Raw genomic sequence first — 16,726 nt, forward strand, 5'->3', positions numbered from 1 at the left:
CGACGGCCGCGATGGCGGTGGGTCTGTGCAGGTGAAACGACCCGCCCGGCGCGGTCGTCCGATCGCGGCCCGCCACAAGCCGCCCCCGCAATGATCGGTGCCGGCTCTTCACCGATGCGCAATATCCTCCAGCGCCAGGTTCCGGGTCTTCGGGCCGAAGGCGCCGATGGTGATGATGACGATCAGCATGCTGACGACGATAAAGGTCAACACCCCGGGTGTGCCGAAATGGTCGAGGAACAGGCCGATCAGCAGGCTGCTGAACACCGTCGACAGGCGACTGAACGAGTAGCAGAACCCCACGGCGCGGGCGCGGATGTTGGTGGGGAAGAGTTCGCTCTGGTACGAGTGATAGGCGAAGCTCAGCCACGCGTTGCAGAAGGTGATCATCACCCCGCAGACGATCAGGCCTGCCGCCGTGCTCTGTTGCGCGAACAGGGTGCCGAAGATCATGGCCCCCAATGCCGAGCCGACGATCTGCCATTTGTTCTCGAAACGGTTGGCAAACTTCACGAACAGCAACGGCCCCAGCGGATAGGCGAGGGTGATGATGAAGGCGTACGCCAGGCTGTGGGTGACGCTGACGCCCTGGCCCGACAGCAAGGCTGGCAGCCAGTTGCCGAAGCCGAAAAAGCCGATGGCCTGGAACACATGAAACACGATCAGCATCAACGCGCGGCGGCGATAGGGCGGCTGCCAGATATCGGCAAAACGGCCTTTGCCTTCGACCGCGACATTGTGGGTTTCCGGGGCGTCCAGCGCTTGGCCATGATCCTTCACGCAGCGCGCTTCCAGATCGTCCATGATCGCTTCGGCCTTGGCGAAGCGCCCGTGTTGTGCCAGCCAGCGCGGCGATTCCGGCAAGCGCGAGCGCAACCACCAGATGAACAGCGCGAACACCGCACTGGCGATCACCACCCAGCGCCAACCGGCGATGCCGAACGGGTCCTGCGGCACCAGCCACCAGGACATCAGCGCCACCGAGGGCACCGACAGGAACTGCACGAAAAACGCAAAGGCAAACGCCGAGCTGCGCATGCGCTTGGGGACCAGTTCCGACAGGTAGGCGTCGATGGTAACCAGTTCGATGCCCAGGCCGATGCCCACCAGAAAGCGCATGCAGATGATGCCCAGCGCCGAGGTCTGCACGCCCATCAGCACGGTGGCGACGGTGTACCAGATCAGCGCGAAGGTGAAGATGGCGCGACGGCCGAAGCGGTCGGCAATGGGGCTCAGCAAACTGGCGCCGAGAAACAGGCCGAGAAACGTCGCCGAGGCGAATGCCGCCTGATCGGAAAACCCGAACACGCCTTGGGCGCCGGTGGCGAAGAGGCCGGCGCGGATCAGGCCGGGGCTGATGTAGGCAGTCTGGAACAGATCGTAGAGTTCGAAGAAGCCGCCGATGGACAGCAGCGCCACCAGTTTCCAGATCGTCGCGACCGCAGGCAGGCGGTCGATGCGGGCGGAAATCCGCGCAGCGCGAACGGGGTCGATGCCGTCGCCCGGCGTCCGGGCATCAGGGGAGTTTGAAAACGCAGACATTATTGTTTTCCTGTTCCGTGGGACGTCGCATGGTAGAGCTTTTGCAGAGATTCAAGACAAAATATTTCCCTGCGTTTAAGCTCCATGGCTGATTGCAACCACCCGCCGGACTCCCGTGAAATACAGACTGCCCACCACCGCCACCGCCCCGTTTTGCCCCTCTGCCGTGACCGACAGCGTTGCGATTCCTGCCAACGCGTCGTTTCTGCACAAGCTGATGCTGTTCGTCGGGCCGGGCCTGTTGATCTCCATCAGCTATATGGACCCCGGTAACTGGGCAACGGCCATCGAAGCAGGATCGCGTTTTGGTTACGCCCTGCTGTTCGTGGTGGTGCTGGCAAGCCTGTCGGGAATGGTGCTGCAGAACCTGTGCTCGCGACTGGGGATCGCCACAGGCCGCGATCTGGCGCAGCTGTCGGCTGAACGTTACAGCCGCCGTGTGGGCATGGGGCAATGGGTGCTCGCCGAGCTGTCGATCCTTGCGACGGATCTTGCGGAAGTGCTGGGCGCAGCGTTGGCGTTCCACTTGCTGCTCGGCGTGTCGATCACCACCGGTGTCGCGCTGACCGCGTTCGACACGGTGATTGTGCTGGCCCTGCAGGGCGCCAATTTCCGCCGTCTTGAGGCTATCGTTCTTGGTTTGATCGCCACCATTGCCACATGTTTCTTTATCGAACTGGTGCTGATCAAACCGTTTTGGCCTGACGTGGCGGCAGGTTTGAAACCGTCGTGGGACGTGCTGAGCAACCAGGAGCCTTTGTACATCGCCATCGGCATTCTCGGCGCAACGGTCATGCCCCATAACCTCTATCTGCACTCATCGGTGGTGCAGACGCGCGTCAATGGCAGCTCGGTCGAGAACAAAGCCAGTGCGATCCGCTATGCGCGGGTCGACACCATCGCGTCGCTGAGCATGGCGCTGGTGATCAACGCGGCGATCCTGATCCTCGCGGCGGCGGCGTTTCACGGTAACGGTCATTCCGATGTGGTGGAAATCCAGGACGCCTATCATCTGCTGGACCCGCTGGTGGGCGGGACCCTCGCCAGTGTGCTGTTCGGCGTGGCACTGCTGGCGGCAGGGCAGAGCTCGACCTTTACCGGAACCATCGCCGGTCAAGTGGTACTCGAAGGTTTCCTCAACGCCAAGATTCCCTGCTGGCAACGTCGCCTGATCACCCGCGCGTTGGCGCTGATTCCCGCGCTGGCGGGGGTGATCTGGTTCGGCGACGGGGCGGTGGGCAAGATGCTGGTCTTGAGCCAGGTCGTCCTCAGCCTGCAACTGCCGTTCGCGCTGTGGCCGTTGATCCGCTTCACCAGCGACAAACAGCTCATGGGGCCGTTCGCCAACAGCACGTTGACCAAAGTACTGGCGTGGGGCCTGTTCGGCCTGATCTCGCTGGCGAACGTGATGTTGATGGTGTTTTGGGTGAGCTGAAGGCGGTCGTTTCTTGTAGGAGTGTGGCTTGTCCCGCGATCGGCGGGGAACCCGTCGTAGCTCCTGCCACTGTGGTGCATCTGAAACATCGGATTGGCCGAAGTCACTGCCGCTTCGCGTCAGATCGCGGGACAAGCCACGCTCCTACAGCAGTTCGTGTCGCGCAGCACTCAACTCAACAAAATCCCCCGCGCCATCCCCGTTGCGGCGATGACGATGACCACCATCAACGCCGCTTCCATGTGGCTGATGCGTGCGAAGCGGCGGGCGCGTGAGGTGTCGATGGGTTGTTGCTTCTTGAATGCGATGCGCCATTTGATCAACGCGAACATGGGCACCACTTCCAGCGCCAGAATCGCCACGAACGCGGTCATTTTGAGATGAAACAGCGGTTGATGCAGGTAGTAGAACGAGCCTTTCTCCAACCCGCCGAATGCCCGAAACGCGCCGGTGATCAGCAGAATCCCCGCCGACACGCCCCAGATGTTGTCGACCACGAACACGTCGCGAAAGGAACGGGGATCGTCCGGACGTAACCTGCGCAGTGCCCGACCTCGGGCCAGTACCGCAGCCAGCGCAAAGCCGAATGCCAACAGATGCAACGCAGCCAATACCCATTTCACGACCATGGTGCGACTCCCCCGAGCAGTGTCTGAACCCAACCAGCACCCCTCAAGCGTAGCGGGTCGCCGCCGTTACGCCCCTAACGGCAGATGAAAGAATTTATAGATTGGTGCGCGATGCAAACCTTTTTCATTCATACGCTTTGTGGGTGCGTTATTTATGGCGCGATTGACGGGTCGGCCGAATGAAGTCGACATAAAAGGCCGAGATGCCGAACAACGCAATGACGGAAATAATAAGCAGGCCAATCACCGAGTTTTCCACGACTGCATATCCGAGAGACGCCCGCAGGCAGAAGTTGTATTGATCCTCTAAACCTGCGGCGTTGCAATGAACACGACGACTTCTTTACGCGGGCGGGGTTGATGTTGATGCGATTTATATAGCCGCGGCGTTCGAGGGAAATAACACCACCGCCGCGCGCAACTTGTCAGCACCAAAACAACTCATGCCAGCGAACTCCTGATGACTGACCGGCATGTACTGACAATCCATTGCCAGCCGTTGTTGGCTGTGATCGATGTCCGGGTCGTGCAAGTACACGAAGTCACCGTCGCAGCCTGCAACCAGCACCCAATGGGGCGCCTTAGAGCGCGTCAGCCGATAACTGCTGATCAGCACCAGCGCCAAGGCACCGCCTGCCTGCAATTGCTTCAGGTCCAGCGGCGCGCTGCCCAGGCGGCGAACGGCGCTCGCCGCCAGTGCACGACTGAACTCATCATGAACCAGGCGCATCACCTGGCGTTTCTCCTCGCTGCGCACCCCCGCGAGAAATAACGGCCCTTGCACCGAAACCTGCAAGCCCACCTCGAAACCGCGTTGCAGCGCCGCCAGCGCCAAGCCTTGCGGACTGCAGCCGCCATGGCCGGAGGTCATGAACACGGTGGTCGCTTCGCGCCAGATCTGCAATTCCTCACGCCGGTGCATCGAGCGCTCAGGTTGCAGCGCTTTCATCGCCATCAGCAGACACGCCGGGCCGCAGCTGAAATCCAGGGTCTGCGCGTAGTAAGGCACCAGCCGGGTGATGCCGACGGTGCGTTCGCGAATGCGTTTCTCATAGCGCAGCGCGGGAGCGTGATCCTCGTAATAGTCGTCGACCCGATCAAACAGCCGGTAGCCAGCACGCTGGTACAACGCAATCGCCGGGGCATTGTCCGGACGTACTTCCAGACGCAGGTAGGCGCAATCGCGTTCCAGCGCATGGGCTTCAGCCTGGGCCAGTAACGCCTGCCCCAGCCCCCGGCCCCGCGCGTCTGCGCTGATGGCCAGCGAGTACAACCTGCCCAACGACGTGCCGCGATGGAACAGCACCAAGGCGTACCCTGAAAGACGCCGGTCGGCTTGAGCCACGATCAGTCGGGCGTTGGCGCGGCTGATCATCCAGTGAAAGTTACGCGCGTTGAGACGGTCGGATTCAAAACATTGATTTTCAAGGGCCAGCAGTTCATCCACATCGGCGGGCTGGGCGAGGCGATATATAAAGTTCATGTCGGCGGCCGTAAAGAGTGAGTAACGAAACGGGACATTTCTACAACGCCATGGTTTATAGAAAGGACTTGTTTCCCGAAGGATCCACTCATGAATGCGGTGCCGGTGAAGACCGAAGAAGTATCAGCACAACCACGACGTTCGGCAACTTTTAATCTTCAGTCGCTGCAACCCGTCGCCAGTGAGCGGCATCTGGTGATTGTCGTCGAACGCCTCGAAGACTGGGCGTCTTACTTGCCCAGCGACGATGTGATCAGCGCACAGGATTATCTGGAACACCCGCTGCCTGACCCGCCCGGCAAACGGGTTCAAGTGATTAACCTGTGTCGCAGTTATCGTTACCTGGGGCACGGTTATTACTGTTCATTGCTGGCCGAGGCCCGTGGCCATAACGTGATTCCCTCGGTGAAAACCATCAGCGAACTGACCCGTAAATCGCTGTACGGCCTGGCGCTGGACGACCTCGACAAGCGCCTGGAACATGCCTTGCACGATCACCCCTATGACGAAACCGAAGGTTTCACCCTCAATCTGTACTTCGGACAGACCGACCTGGTGCCTCTGCAGGACCTGGCTCGACAGCTGTTCGAGGCGTTCCCCGCGCCGATCCTGCTGGTGGAATTCCGCAAGCGCGACAGTTGGCACATCGTCGGGATCAAGACTGGCGCGATGAACCGCCTGCGCGATCACCAACAGGATCAGTTCGCCCAGTCGCTGGACAGTTTCAGCCGAAAGATCTGGCGCCTGCCACGTTCGCGCCGAACCTTCCGTTATGACCTTGCGATCCTTCACGACCCTGCCGAAGCCTTGCCGCCATCCAATCGCGCGGCGTTGGACAATTTCATCCGCGTCGGTCAGCAGTTGGGCGTCGATGTCGAACTGATCGAGAAGAAGGACTATTCGCGGCTGGCCGAATACGACGCCTTGCTGATCCGCGAAACCACCAGCGTCGACAACCACACTTACCGCTTCGCGAAAAAAGCCGAGAGCGAAGGGCTGGTGGTGATGGACGACCCGACGTCGATCCTGCGCTGCACCAATAAGGTGTTCCTGACCGACCTGCTCAAGCGACACCATTTGGGAATGCCCGCCACGGAAATCCTTTACAAGGACCGGCCCGAAGACATGGAGCAGGTCGCCAGCCGGCTGGGTTTTCCGCTGGTGCTGAAAATCCCGGACGGCTGTTTTTCCCGTGGGGTGATCAAAGTTCATGACGCCCGGCAATTGCAGGAGGCGTCCAGCGAGCTGTTCGAACATTCGGTGCTGCTGCTGGCGCAAGAGTTTCTGTACACCGAGTACGACTGGCGCATCGGCATTCTCAATCGCAAGCCTGTGTTTGCCTGCCAGTACTTCATGTCCAAGGGCCATTGGCAGATTTACAACCACAAGGCCAAGGGTGCCGAAATCAATGGCGAATGCCGGACGCTGGCGGTGCACGATGCGCCGCGGGCGGTGGTGGAGCTGGCGGTGAAGACGGCCAACCTGATCGGCGACGGGCTGTACGGCGTCGATCTCAAGCAGAGCGGCGACCGGGTGGTGGTGATCGAAGTCAACGACAACCCCAACCTCGACGCCGGCATCGAAGATGCGTGGTTGCAGGACGACCTGTATGCGTTGGTGCTGGAGGAGTTCATCCGCCGACTCGACGTCAAGCGTCGCGGCCTGGCGGGCTAGGCCTTGATCAAGGGCCACCGCCTGGAGGCGGGAAAGCTGCAGGAATGCGCCGAGCAAGACGCCAGCGTGTTGTGGTTCAGTCAACCCGATGCGCTGGAGAAATCCGTGCTGCTGGAACGCTTTCAGCTTGACGACCATGCCCTGGCGTCAGCGCTGGACCCGGACGAAGTATCGCGCATCGAGTTTCACCCCAATGCGCTGTTCATGATCTGGAAGCGCCCGGAAAACTATTCGGGCAAGGACAGCTTTTCGTTCGATGTGTCGTCTTTCGGCCTGTTGCTCGATCAACGGCAGATGGTGCTGATCTGCGCCGATGATCGACAGCTCAGCGCCCTGGGCCCGCATCGGCCCTTGCTGGAACCGCTGGACGTGTTGCTGGAAGTGCTGTTCCACAACATTCATCACTACCTCGGGCACCTCAAGGTGATCAAGATGATCGCCCGCGAGCTGCAACAGCAATTCAACGCCTCGATGGACAGCCGCCATCTGGTGCAGATGTTCAACCTCAGCGAGAGCCTGGTTTATTACGTCAACGCCATCGACAGCAACGGCTCGGTGCTGACCCGCCTGCGCAATCATGCGCAAAAGCACCAATTCTCTGCCGATCGGCTGAGCTTGATCGAGGACATGATCATCGAGAACGAGCAATGCCATAAGCAGGCGCAGATCTATTCCACGGTGTTCGCCAGCCTGATGGACGCGCGGGGCAATCTCGTCAACAACAACACCAACAACCTGCTGCGCAAACTGACGTTGATCAACGTGGTGTTCCTGCCGCTGAACCTGCTGGCGGGAATTGGCGGGATGTCGGAATACAGCATGATGACCACGCCGATTCCCTGGTGGATCAGCTACCCGGCCCTGTTGCTGGGGATGGCCGGGTTAGGGGTGGCGATGGTGCTGATGCTCAAGCGCATGGCGCGGTCGACGGCTTGAGCGCCGCCACCGCGCGCGCGCCGGACGACAGCGTCAGTCCGAGGCTTGCAAGCCTTTCTGTCTCATGACCAGGTTCTTTTCTTTCTTGTATTGCAACGCCACTTCCGGCGCCGGACCGCTCTTGCCGGTCTCCATCCACAGGCGCATGCGGCTGGCGTCGGCGAAGTGCGTGTACTTGCCGAAGGCGTCCAGGATCACCACTGACACCGGCCGATTGGCCATGCTGGTCAACAGCACCAGGCAGTGCCCGGCCTGGTTGGTGAAGCCGGTCTTGGTCAACTTGATGTCCCAGTTGGATTTACGGACCAGGTGATCCGTGTTGCTGAAACCCAGGGTGTAATTGGGTTTACGGAAGGTCACGGTCTTTTCCTGAGTGGTGCTCAGCTCCCGCAGCAGCGGGTAGTTGCGCGCCGCCAGGGCCAACTTGGTCAGGTCGCGGGCGGTGGACACGTTGAACACCGACAACCCGGTCGGCTCCATGTATACGGTATGGCTCATGCCCAAGGCCTTGGCCTTGGCGTTCATTGCCTTGATGAACGCCGGGTAGCCGCCCGGATAGCTGTGGGCCAGGCTGGCCGCCGCGCGGTTTTCCGAGGACATCAACGTGATCAGCAGCATGTCGCGGCGGTTCAATTCACTGCCCAGCTTCACCCGGGAAAACACGCCTTTCATTTCGGCGGTCTGGGAGATGTCGACCTTGACCATCTCATCCATGGGCAGCTTGGCGTCGAGAGTGACCATTGCGGTCATCAATTTGGTCACCGACGCGATGGGCACGATCACATCCGGGTTGCTGGAATACAGGACCTGGCCGGATTGCAGGTCAGTAATCATGGCGCTGCCGGAAGCCAGATGAAGATTGGCCGGGTCACGATTGAAAGCAGCGGGTTCGTTCGCAAGGGCACCTGTGGACAGTGCCGCGCCTGCGAAGGTGAAAAGCAGGCCGATGAGAGATGTGCGAATGTTCAAGAGCAAAGCTCACTTAAAAAGAAATGGAGAGGGTAAGGAAGGTCGGACTTTTTTCAGGAACGACAACAAGATGGGCGCATTTTAGGAGCATGTTTCTAAGTATGTCGATGGCCGGGATAGGACGTTTTGGTATTAAAAGCCGCTCGTATGGCATCCGTTCAGGTTAAGAACGTCAAAAGCCTGTATTTGAACGGAGGCGTCGATATTCATGGCACTGCGGCGAGTCACGAATTAGCATTCGACGCCATCGGTAGTTATCCCTCAAATGACCTAGGAGTTGTGCAATGCCCAAGGGGTTTATCAGCAAGGATTACGCGTCGTTGGTGTTGGGTGCGGCGATCGTTGCGGTGCTCTTGCTCGTCGCGGGATTTTTCGTACGGCCTTCGGACTGGGCGGGCTGGATTCAGGCCATCGGCTTGATCGTCGGCCTGATGCTCGCGGTCGCGGTGCCCGCCATTCAGAAAGGCCAGGACCTGACCCTGCAACGCAGGCAGCTGCGGGATCGAGAAACCGGGTATGCGCGGCGCATGCAGTACCTGTGCGGGGAGCTCAACGAACTGCTGGCGAGGATTACTGTGAACCTCGTGCATCTGCGGGCCGCAGATCGTCATCGCTTGCAGCGCACGCTGGAGGATTATCTGCATCGCCTGTTCGAATCCCACAAGCTGGATCATAACGATGATCGCGTGGTGATCGCCCACGAGTTGCGTCTGGTAGCGAATGACATGATCGAAGAGTTGGAAAGCGGTCGTTCGGACCGGGTCGTATTGGGCGCGCTGGAAAAGCGCCTGCAGAAGCTGGCGCATCGGTGTCAGGTGAATGCGACCCAGGCCGAGCGGATCTGATTTGCCGTGCTGGCGTCAGGCGATTCCCCCACACGCCACGCAAAAAAAAGCCCGCATCTAAGAAGCGGGCTAAAGGGAAGTGCGGAGCAACGCACGATTCAGGGAAAACCAATTCGGTTCAGCTGTTCAGCTGACGGGTTTCAAATTGCTGGGAAAGGGCTTGGGCCACCGGCAGCGATGGCAGGGGCCCACTGATCGGTTCGCCGTTCTGGATCAGGTACCAGCACGCCAGCAGGCCGCGTTCGCGAAGCGATGCAGGGACTGCGCTGCCGACTACCGACATGATCTGAACTTTGGTCATAAGTGCCTCCATCAATCGATGGCGCCACTGTACGGCGCGATGCCGGTCAGCAAAAATCAACCCGCTCGATAGTCGTCATTGATGCGCGACAGGTCAGGTTTTTGACCGCCGATGCGTCAGAACCGATGACTCGATCCCATTCGCAGCAGACAAAGGCTTCAGAATTCGCCGTCGCAACCAGGCATTGCACAAACGAAGACCCCGCCGGTTGGGCGGGGTCTGGTATTCAAAAGGCTGCCGGTGAAAACCAGCAGGGTCGGTCAGCGCATCGCTGTTACCAGCGTCCGCCACCGTGGTAGCCATGGTAGTAGCCCGGTGGTGGGCCGTAGTAGCGAGGCGGGCCGTAATAGCGAGGGCCATAGACGACCGGGCGCTCGACCACATAAGCCGGCTGGTAATAAACCGGCGGTGGCGGTGGCGGTGGCGGTGCGTAGTACACGGGGGCTGGCGCCGCATAGACAGGCGCCGGTGCTGCGTAGACAGGGCCCGACGCCACGGCCGCGCCAACCACGCCGCCCACCACTGCGCCGATCACCGCCGCTCCACCCCAGCCTGGACCGCCGCCATGGGCTTCAGCCTGGCCTGCAAGGGCGAGGGCACCTAACAACAAGGCAACCTTGGGGATGTGACGAATCATGACTGTTCCTCGGTGTTCAGTCCCGTTGTCGCGAGCCTGCGTTACGCTCAGGCACTGCCACGGGATAACTGATCAGACAACGAATTTCAGAAAATCTGCGGAGCCGTTGCGTAAATTTTGTGTAAGGTATTCGGCAATATTTGATGACAATTGCTTGGGCTAGCGGCGCAAGCAACTGAATTCTACGCCGTTCTTCGTGCGTTCACGAATACCGTTCAGGAGATTTCATGTCAGTCACCGCCAGCAAGGAAACGCTGTTGTGTATGTCACTCGCCGGGCGTCCTGGGAACTTCGGGGTGCGGTTTCACAACGACCTGTATCAACGCTTGGGCCTCAACTTTTATTACAAAGCCTTTTCGCCAACTGACTTGGCGGCGGCAATTGCCGGGATGCGCGCGTTGGGCATTCGCGGTTGTGGGGTGTCGATGCCTTTCAAAGAGGCCTGCATCCCACTGATCGACGAAATGGACCCGTCAGCGGCGGCGATTCAGTCGATCAACACCATCGTCAACACCGACGGGCATTTGAAGGCCTACAACACCGATTACATCGCCGTGGCGCAATTGGTCGAAACCCACGCCGTACCGCGTACCCGATTTGTCTTGCGAGGCAGTGGCGGCATGGCCAAGGCCGTGGCCTGTGCGATGCGCGATGCCGGGTTTACGGATGGCCTGATCGTCGCGCGCAACGAACAGGCGGGGAGGGCGTTGGCGAGGACCTGTGGCTTTGAGTGGCAGCCGGAACTGGGAGATGAACGTCCGCCACTGTTAGTGAACGTCACGCCACTGGGCATGGCGGGGGATCAAGCGCAGACGCTGGCGTTCGAGCGCTCGGCGATCGAAGCGGCTGAAACTGCGTTTGACGTGGTCGCAACCCCTGCGCGCACGCCGTTCATTCTGGAGGCCGAAAGACTCGGCAAGCGCCTGATCACGGGCGATCAGGTGGCCGCGATTCAGGCCCTGGAGCAGTTTGTGCTTTACACCGGCATACGGCCCAGTGATGAAGACTACCAAGCGGCTGCAGCGTTTGCCCGGAGCTGACAGCTGGGTCACGTATCACACCACACCTGTGGGAGAGTCTACGCTCGCTAGCAAACCGCATTCGCCAGCGAGCCGGCTCCCACAGGGGTCATGCATAGGCCATGAAATCTGCGACCGGCGTCGTATCCGTGGGAGCCGGCTTGCTGGCAAATGCAGTGAATCAGTGGCACACAGCCTGTTAGTCCGCCGCATTCGTCAGCAACCGGCTCCCACAGGGGTCATGCATAGGTCATGAAATCTGCGACCGACGTCGTGTCCGTGGGAGCCGGCTTGCTGGCGAATGCAGTGAATCAGTGGCACACAGCCTGTTAGTCCGCCGCATTTGTCAGCAACTCGGCGCCGACAAGGGTCATACATAGATCATAAAATCTGCGATCGGCGTCGTATCCGTGGGAGCCGGCTTGCTGGCGAATGCAGGAATCAGTGGCACACAGGCTGTTAGTCCGCCGCATTTGTCAGCAACCCGGCTCCCACAGGGGTCATGCATAGGCCATGAAATCTGCGACCGGCGTCGTATCCGTGGGAGCCGGCTTGCTGGCGAATGCGGTGAATCAGTGGCACACAAGCTGTTAGTCCGCGCATTCGTCAGCAACCCGGCTTCCACAGGGGGAGATGCATAGGTCATGAAATCTGCGACCGGCGTCGTGTCCGTGGGAGCCGGCTTGCTGGCGAATACAGTGAATCAGTGGCACACAGCCTGTTAGTCCGCCGCATTTGTCAGCAACCCGGTTCCCACGGGGTGACACGTCCACCGCAAGTCACCCCTCAAGCTTCGCCAATCGCTCCTCCAGCGCCGCGATCCGTGCTTCCAACCCTTCGACCCGCTCCACCAGCGCTGAGCCACCACCGCTTGGGCGCTCGGCAGGGGTCTGCCGCGCGGCGAGAATCGCGTCGATGTCCGCCGGATCACCCAATGCATGGGTGTAGCGGTCCTCGCGCTGGCCTGGCTGTTTCGGGATCAACACGGCGAAGCCTCGCCCGATCAGGCGTTCCAGTTGATGAACCACCGCGTCGGTGTCTTCGAAATCGTGCATGCGTTGACTGCGCGTCAGCAGTTCATTGACGGTTTGCGGACCGCGCAGCAGTAACAGGCCGGTCAAAATCACCTGCGCCGGCACCAGTTCCAGGGTTTTGTCAGCCCGGTGTTCCCAACGATCGGCGCGACTGCCCATGACCAGACGCGTCAGTTGCAGGCCCTCAAGGGCGCGCAGGCTTTGGCCGACCTGACCGGGGGTTAGGTTCATCACTGGCTCGCGACTGGTCTTCTGATTACACGCCAGCACCAGTGCATTGAGGGTCAGCGGGTAGCTTTCGGGGTTGGTTGCCTGTTTCTCGATCAGGCAGCCCAAAATGCGTACTTCGGTACTGTTCAGCTGCAGTGTGTCTGCGCTGTCGCGACCGTCATCGGAATCCTGCTCGGTGGACATGGCCCTTTCCCCGCGTGTTGAAAAGGCTATGAGGGTAGGGGCTCGATGAGGTAAAAGACAAGCCGCGTTCGCATGTCCCTCATGCCCACTCAATGCGACTCACTCCACCAGGACCTGTCATGACCCTTTCTCTCTACGCCGCTTCCATTCCCGTGTTCAAACAAATGCTCACCGCACTGAGCGCTGTGCTGGCCAAGGGCGAAGCCCACGCCACCGCGAAAAACATCCAGCCTGACGCACTGCTCCAGGCCCGCCTGTTCCCGGACATGTTTCAACTGGTCCGTCAGGTGCAGATCGCCGTGGATTTCGCCAAAGGGGCGGGCGCGCGGTTGTCCGGCATCGAGCCACCGAAGTACGAAGACACCGAAACTACCTTCGCTGAGCTTCAGGCCCTGCTGACCAAAGTGTTGGCGTTTCTCGACACCATCACTCCTGAACAGGTGAACGGTAACGAAGCGCGTGAAATCGTGTTGCGCCCTGGCACTGACAAAGAGAAGCGCCTGAGCACCCAGACCTACCTGCTGCACTACTCGCTGCCGCAGTTCTTCTTCCACGTCACCACCGCCTACGACCTGCTGCGTCACAACGGTGTGGAAGTGGGCAAGCGCGATTACATGGGCAGCTACTGATCCGGGCGCCTGCTCACGCTAACCTGCTGAACCTCTGAAGCATGCCGCCGTCTGACGTTTTCGGGCGGCGGCACCGTTTCTGTGCGCCCGTCGACCGACCCGGGCGCCGATGTCTGTTACCATCCGCCCCTCACGTTACGCCATCCCGATTGACCGCTCCGCAAGGACTGGTCGCTTCGTCGTTTTTGGAGCCTTCATGTTTTTCCCCATTTACCTGTTGTCCGCCGCCGGGTTTACCGTGCTGACCACAGAGTTCGTCATCGTCGGCCTGTTGCCTGCCATCGCCCGCGACCTGGCGGTGACCATCCCGCAAGCAGGGCTGTTGGTGACTCTGTTCGCCTTCACCGTCGCCTGCTTCGGTCCGTTCCTGACCGCATACTTTTCGCGCTTCGAGCGCAAACGCCTGTTCATCTCGGTGTTGATCATGTTCGGCGTGGCCAACGTGGTGGCGGCTTTGGCGCCGAATATCTGGGTGATGGCCGTCGCCCGTTTGATCCCGGCGTTCGGGCTGCCGGTGTTCTGGGCGCTGGCCAGCGAAACGGCGGTGGATATCGTCGGCCCCGACCATGCAGGTCGGGCGATTGCCAAGATCGGCTTCGGCATCGTCTGCGCCACGGTGTTCGGGATTCCCGTGGGCACGCTGATCTCCGATGGCTTCGGCTGGCGCAGCGCGTTCGCCGTGCTGGCGGTGATGGCCTTCGCCAAGGCCCTGCTGTTGTTCGTCTACCTGCCCACCAGCCTGCACAAGGATCAGGTGTCGTTTCGCAGTCAGTTCCGTATCCTGCGCAGTCCTGTCATGCAGGGCCATGTGCTGTTGTCAGTGCTGGTGTTCAGCGGCATGTTCACGGCCTACACCTACCTGGCGGACATGCTCGAACGTCTGGCAGGTTTCAACGGCACGGTGGTGGGGTGGTGCCTGATGGGCTTCGGTGCGGTTGGCCTGTTGGGCAACTCGCTGGGCGGGCGCCTGGTCGACCGTCACCCGCTGGTCGCCAGCCTGACGTTCTGCACGTTCATGATCGGCGGCATGGTGATGGTCGCGCCGAGCATGCATTCTGTGCCGGCCCTGACGCTGTCCCTGACGCTGTGGGGCGTGACCCAGGCCGCGCTGTTTCTGGTGAGTCACGTCCGGCTGATGAAGGCCGCTCCGCAAGCCCCCGCGTTCGCTGCGTCGCTGAACATCGCCGGGGCCAACCTGGGCATCGGCCTTGGCGCCATTGTCGGCGGACGGGTGATCGACCACCTCGGTCTGGACAATCTCGGGTTCGCCGCAGCGGGCATCATTCTGCTGTCGATGCTGCTGGCGCTGCTGCTGATGACCTTCAAACCGCGTGCGGCCAGCTGCGATGCCTAGTCGGTGAACAACTGGCGGCGCGCGCCTTCGGTGATGGCGACGATGCCGGGGTGCTTGACCTTGCGCTCGACCGAGATCGCGTAGAACGATTCGGTCACGGCGTCGGTCCGGCCGATCAATTCGACGTCGTACTGCGCCATTACCTCGTCGGCGATCACGCTCGGCGCGATGAAGATGCCGCTGCCAGACTTGCCAAACGCCTTCATCAACGCGCTGTCGTCGAACTCGCCCACAATCCGGGGCTGTACGTTTTGTTCGGCGAACCAACGCATCAGACGGCTCCGCACAACGGTCTGTTGGCCAGGAATCAAGAGTGGCGCGCCCTGCATGCCGTGGGGAAAGTCTTTTCCATAGACTTGAGCCAGCGCAGCCGTGGCGAAGAAACTTACCCCGCATTCGCCCAGTTTCTGGCTATAGCCCTTGATGTCCAGATGCGAGGGCATGGGGCTGTCGGAAATCACCAGATCCAGACGCTGAATGGCCAGATCGGCCAACAGCCGTTCGAGCTGATCTTCGCGGCAGGTGATGCGGATCGGTTCGTTCAATGCCATGGTCGGCGCGATCAGGCGGTAGACGATGGATTTGGGCACCACGTCCGCGACGCCGACGCGAAACAGAATCTGCTGTTCGTCCGGTTGAGCCCGCAGCAAGGCCTCCAACTCGCCGCCCAGCTGAAACATTTGCTCGGCGTAGGGCAGGGCAATCCGTCCCATCTCGGTCAATTCCAACTGGCGCCCGACGCGTTTGAACAGCTCAATGCCATAGGTCTGCTCCAGCAAGCTAAGCTGACCACTGATGGTCTGCGGCGTCAGGTTCAACTGCTCGGAGGCACGCACGATGCTGCCGGTTTTGGCCACCACCCAGAAATAGTGCAACTGACGGTAATTGAGCATGGATTCGCCTACTTCCGGACACTTCGTAAAAAACGAAGTATACCCGTGATAAATACGATTTTTCCTGAAGTGTTTCCATCCTTAAAATGCCGCCTTGTTTCCTCAACGCGACCCACTGGATAACGGCACATGGAATATCTGTTAGAACTGGCTGCAAGCCCCACAGCGTGGATTGCCCTCGCAACCCTGGTTGTCATGGAAATCGTGCTGGGCATCGACAACCTGATTTTCATCTCGATTCTGACCAACAAGCTGCCGGTGCATCAGCGCACCAAGGCGCGTCGCATCGGTATCAGCATGGCGCTGATCCTGCGTCTGGGCCTGTTGAGCACCGTGGCCTGGATCGTCCAACTCACCGAGCCTGTCATTGAAGTCTTCGGCCAGACCTTCTCATGGAAGGACATGATCCTCATCGCCGGTGGCTTGTTTCTGGTCTGGAAAGCCACGACCGAGATTCACCACAGCATGGACATCAAGACCGATGAGGAAGCGGCGATTTCCAACACGGTGGTCATGGGCATGACTGCGGCCATCGGGCAGATTCTGATGCTGGACCTGGTGTTCTCCATCGACAGCATCGTCACCGCCGTGGGCATGACCGAGCATTTGCCGATCATGGTCATCGCTGTGATCGCCGCCGTGGTCGTGATGCTGGTGGCTTCCGAGCCGTTGGCGAAGTTCATCAACGACAACCCCACCGTGGTCATGCTGGCGCTGGGCTTCCTGATCATGATCGGCATGACGCTGATCGCCGAAGGCTTTGGCGCCCATGTGCCGAAAGGTTACGTGTATACGGCGATGGCGTTTTCGGCGCTGATCGAGGTGCTGAACATGCTGGTCCGTCGCTCCAGGCAGCGTAAGCTCGACGCCCAGGCAACGGTTTCAAAAAGCTGACAGGCATGCGCTGAGGGTCATAAAAAACGGTCGGTGAA

Annotated in this window: 16 protein-coding genes; 8 read left to right on the forward strand and 8 right to left on the reverse strand. The window is 60.2% G+C overall.

Annotated features, from left to right (window positions below):
• Positions 1-108: 108 nt before the first annotated feature.
• The gene (locus B3N48_RS20715; protein ID WP_296187036.1) at positions 109-1,542 is read right to left on the reverse strand and encodes an MFS transporter; all 1,434 of its coding nucleotides are present in this window, start codon (positions 1,540-1,542) and stop codon (positions 109-111) included.
• A 127-nt stretch (positions 1,543-1,669) separates the two neighbouring features.
• On the opposite strand from B3N48_RS20715, the gene B3N48_RS20720 reads away from it, so the two are divergent.
• Positions 1,670-2,977: an Nramp family divalent metal transporter gene (locus B3N48_RS20720; protein ID WP_296187567.1), complete on the forward strand. Its 1,308-nt coding sequence runs from the start codon at positions 1,670-1,672 to the stop codon at positions 2,975-2,977.
• A 170-nt stretch (positions 2,978-3,147) separates the two neighbouring features.
• Here the strand turns inward: B3N48_RS20720 and B3N48_RS20725 are convergent, their stop codons facing one another.
• Positions 3,148-3,606 (reverse strand): DUF2214 family protein, encoded by a 459-nt coding sequence (locus B3N48_RS20725; RefSeq protein WP_296187037.1) that lies wholly within the window; start codon positions 3,604-3,606, stop codon positions 3,148-3,150.
• A gap of 373 nt (positions 3,607-3,979) precedes the next feature.
• A complete protein-coding gene (locus tag B3N48_RS20730) occupies positions 3,980-5,089 on the reverse strand; it encodes a GNAT family N-acetyltransferase/peptidase C39 family protein (protein WP_296187038.1) in 1,110 nt (369 codons plus the stop codon).
• 90 nt (positions 5,090-5,179) lie between these two features.
• Between B3N48_RS20730 and B3N48_RS20735 the strand changes: the two genes are divergently transcribed.
• Positions 5,180-6,763, forward strand: coding sequence for a RimK family protein (locus B3N48_RS20735; RefSeq protein ID WP_296187039.1), 1,584 nt, complete (start codon positions 5,180-5,182; stop codon positions 6,761-6,763).
• A gap of 3 nt (positions 6,764-6,766) precedes the next feature.
• Positions 6,767-7,699, forward strand: coding sequence for a magnesium transporter CorA family protein (locus tag B3N48_RS20740; protein ID WP_296187040.1), 933 nt, complete (start codon positions 6,767-6,769; stop codon positions 7,697-7,699).
• Positions 7,700-7,732: 33 nt separating this feature from the next.
• Here the strand turns inward: B3N48_RS20740 and pbpG are convergent, their stop codons facing one another.
• Entirely contained in the window at positions 7,733-8,674 is a 942-nt protein-coding gene (gene pbpG, locus B3N48_RS20745; RefSeq protein WP_296187041.1) for a D-alanyl-D-alanine endopeptidase, read from the reverse strand.
• A gap of 278 nt (positions 8,675-8,952) precedes the next feature.
• Between pbpG and B3N48_RS20750 the strand changes: the two genes are divergently transcribed.
• On the forward strand, positions 8,953-9,513 hold the full coding sequence (locus B3N48_RS20750; protein WP_296187042.1) for a hypothetical protein: 561 nt from the start codon (positions 8,953-8,955) through the stop codon (positions 9,511-9,513).
• 118 nt (positions 9,514-9,631) lie between these two features.
• Here B3N48_RS20750 and B3N48_RS20755 read toward each other — a convergent pair whose 3' ends face one another.
• Positions 9,632-9,814, reverse strand: a complete 183-nt coding sequence (locus tag B3N48_RS20755; RefSeq protein WP_296187044.1) for a hypothetical protein — start codon at positions 9,812-9,814, stop codon at positions 9,632-9,634.
• A gap of 274 nt (positions 9,815-10,088) precedes the next feature.
• Positions 10,089-10,451 carry a hypothetical protein gene (locus B3N48_RS20760; RefSeq protein WP_296187046.1) on the reverse strand — a complete coding sequence of 121 codons (363 nt, stop codon included), beginning with the start codon at positions 10,449-10,451 and terminating at the stop codon, positions 10,089-10,091.
• Positions 10,452-10,678: 227 nt separating this feature from the next.
• Between B3N48_RS20760 and B3N48_RS20765 the strand changes: the two genes are divergently transcribed.
• Positions 10,679-11,491 (forward strand): shikimate 5-dehydrogenase, encoded by an 813-nt coding sequence (locus B3N48_RS20765; protein WP_296187048.1) that lies wholly within the window; start codon positions 10,679-10,681, stop codon positions 11,489-11,491.
• A 758-nt stretch (positions 11,492-12,249) separates the two neighbouring features.
• On the opposite strand, the gene B3N48_RS20770 is transcribed toward B3N48_RS20765, so the two are convergent.
• Positions 12,250-12,918 (reverse strand): YceH family protein, encoded by a 669-nt coding sequence (locus B3N48_RS20770; RefSeq protein ID WP_296187049.1) that lies wholly within the window; start codon positions 12,916-12,918, stop codon positions 12,250-12,252.
• Positions 12,919-13,037: 119 nt separating this feature from the next.
• Between B3N48_RS20770 and B3N48_RS20775 the strand changes: the two genes are divergently transcribed.
• A complete protein-coding gene (locus B3N48_RS20775) occupies positions 13,038-13,547 on the forward strand; it encodes a DUF1993 domain-containing protein (protein WP_296187050.1) in 510 nt (169 codons plus the stop codon).
• A gap of 196 nt (positions 13,548-13,743) precedes the next feature.
• Positions 13,744-14,901 (forward strand): MFS transporter, encoded by a 1,158-nt coding sequence (locus tag B3N48_RS20780; RefSeq protein WP_296187051.1) that lies wholly within the window; start codon positions 13,744-13,746, stop codon positions 14,899-14,901.
• Here the strand turns inward: B3N48_RS20780 and nhaR are convergent.
• The gene (nhaR, locus tag B3N48_RS20785; protein WP_296187052.1) at positions 14,898-15,794 is read right to left on the reverse strand and encodes a transcriptional activator NhaR; all 897 of its coding nucleotides are present in this window, start codon (positions 15,792-15,794) and stop codon (positions 14,898-14,900) included. The genes B3N48_RS20780 and nhaR overlap by 4 nt on opposite strands.
• A gap of 129 nt (positions 15,795-15,923) precedes the next feature.
• On the opposite strand from nhaR, the gene B3N48_RS20790 reads away from it, so the two are divergent.
• A complete protein-coding gene (locus B3N48_RS20790) occupies positions 15,924-16,688 on the forward strand; it encodes a TerC family protein (protein ID WP_296187053.1) in 765 nt (254 codons plus the stop codon).
• The last annotated feature ends 38 nt before the right edge of the window (positions 16,689-16,726 follow it).

The sequence above is a fragment of the Pseudomonas sp. UBA1879 genome, assembly GCF_002338065.1.
Classification (GTDB): Bacteria; Pseudomonadota; Gammaproteobacteria; order Pseudomonadales; family Pseudomonadaceae; genus Aquipseudomonas.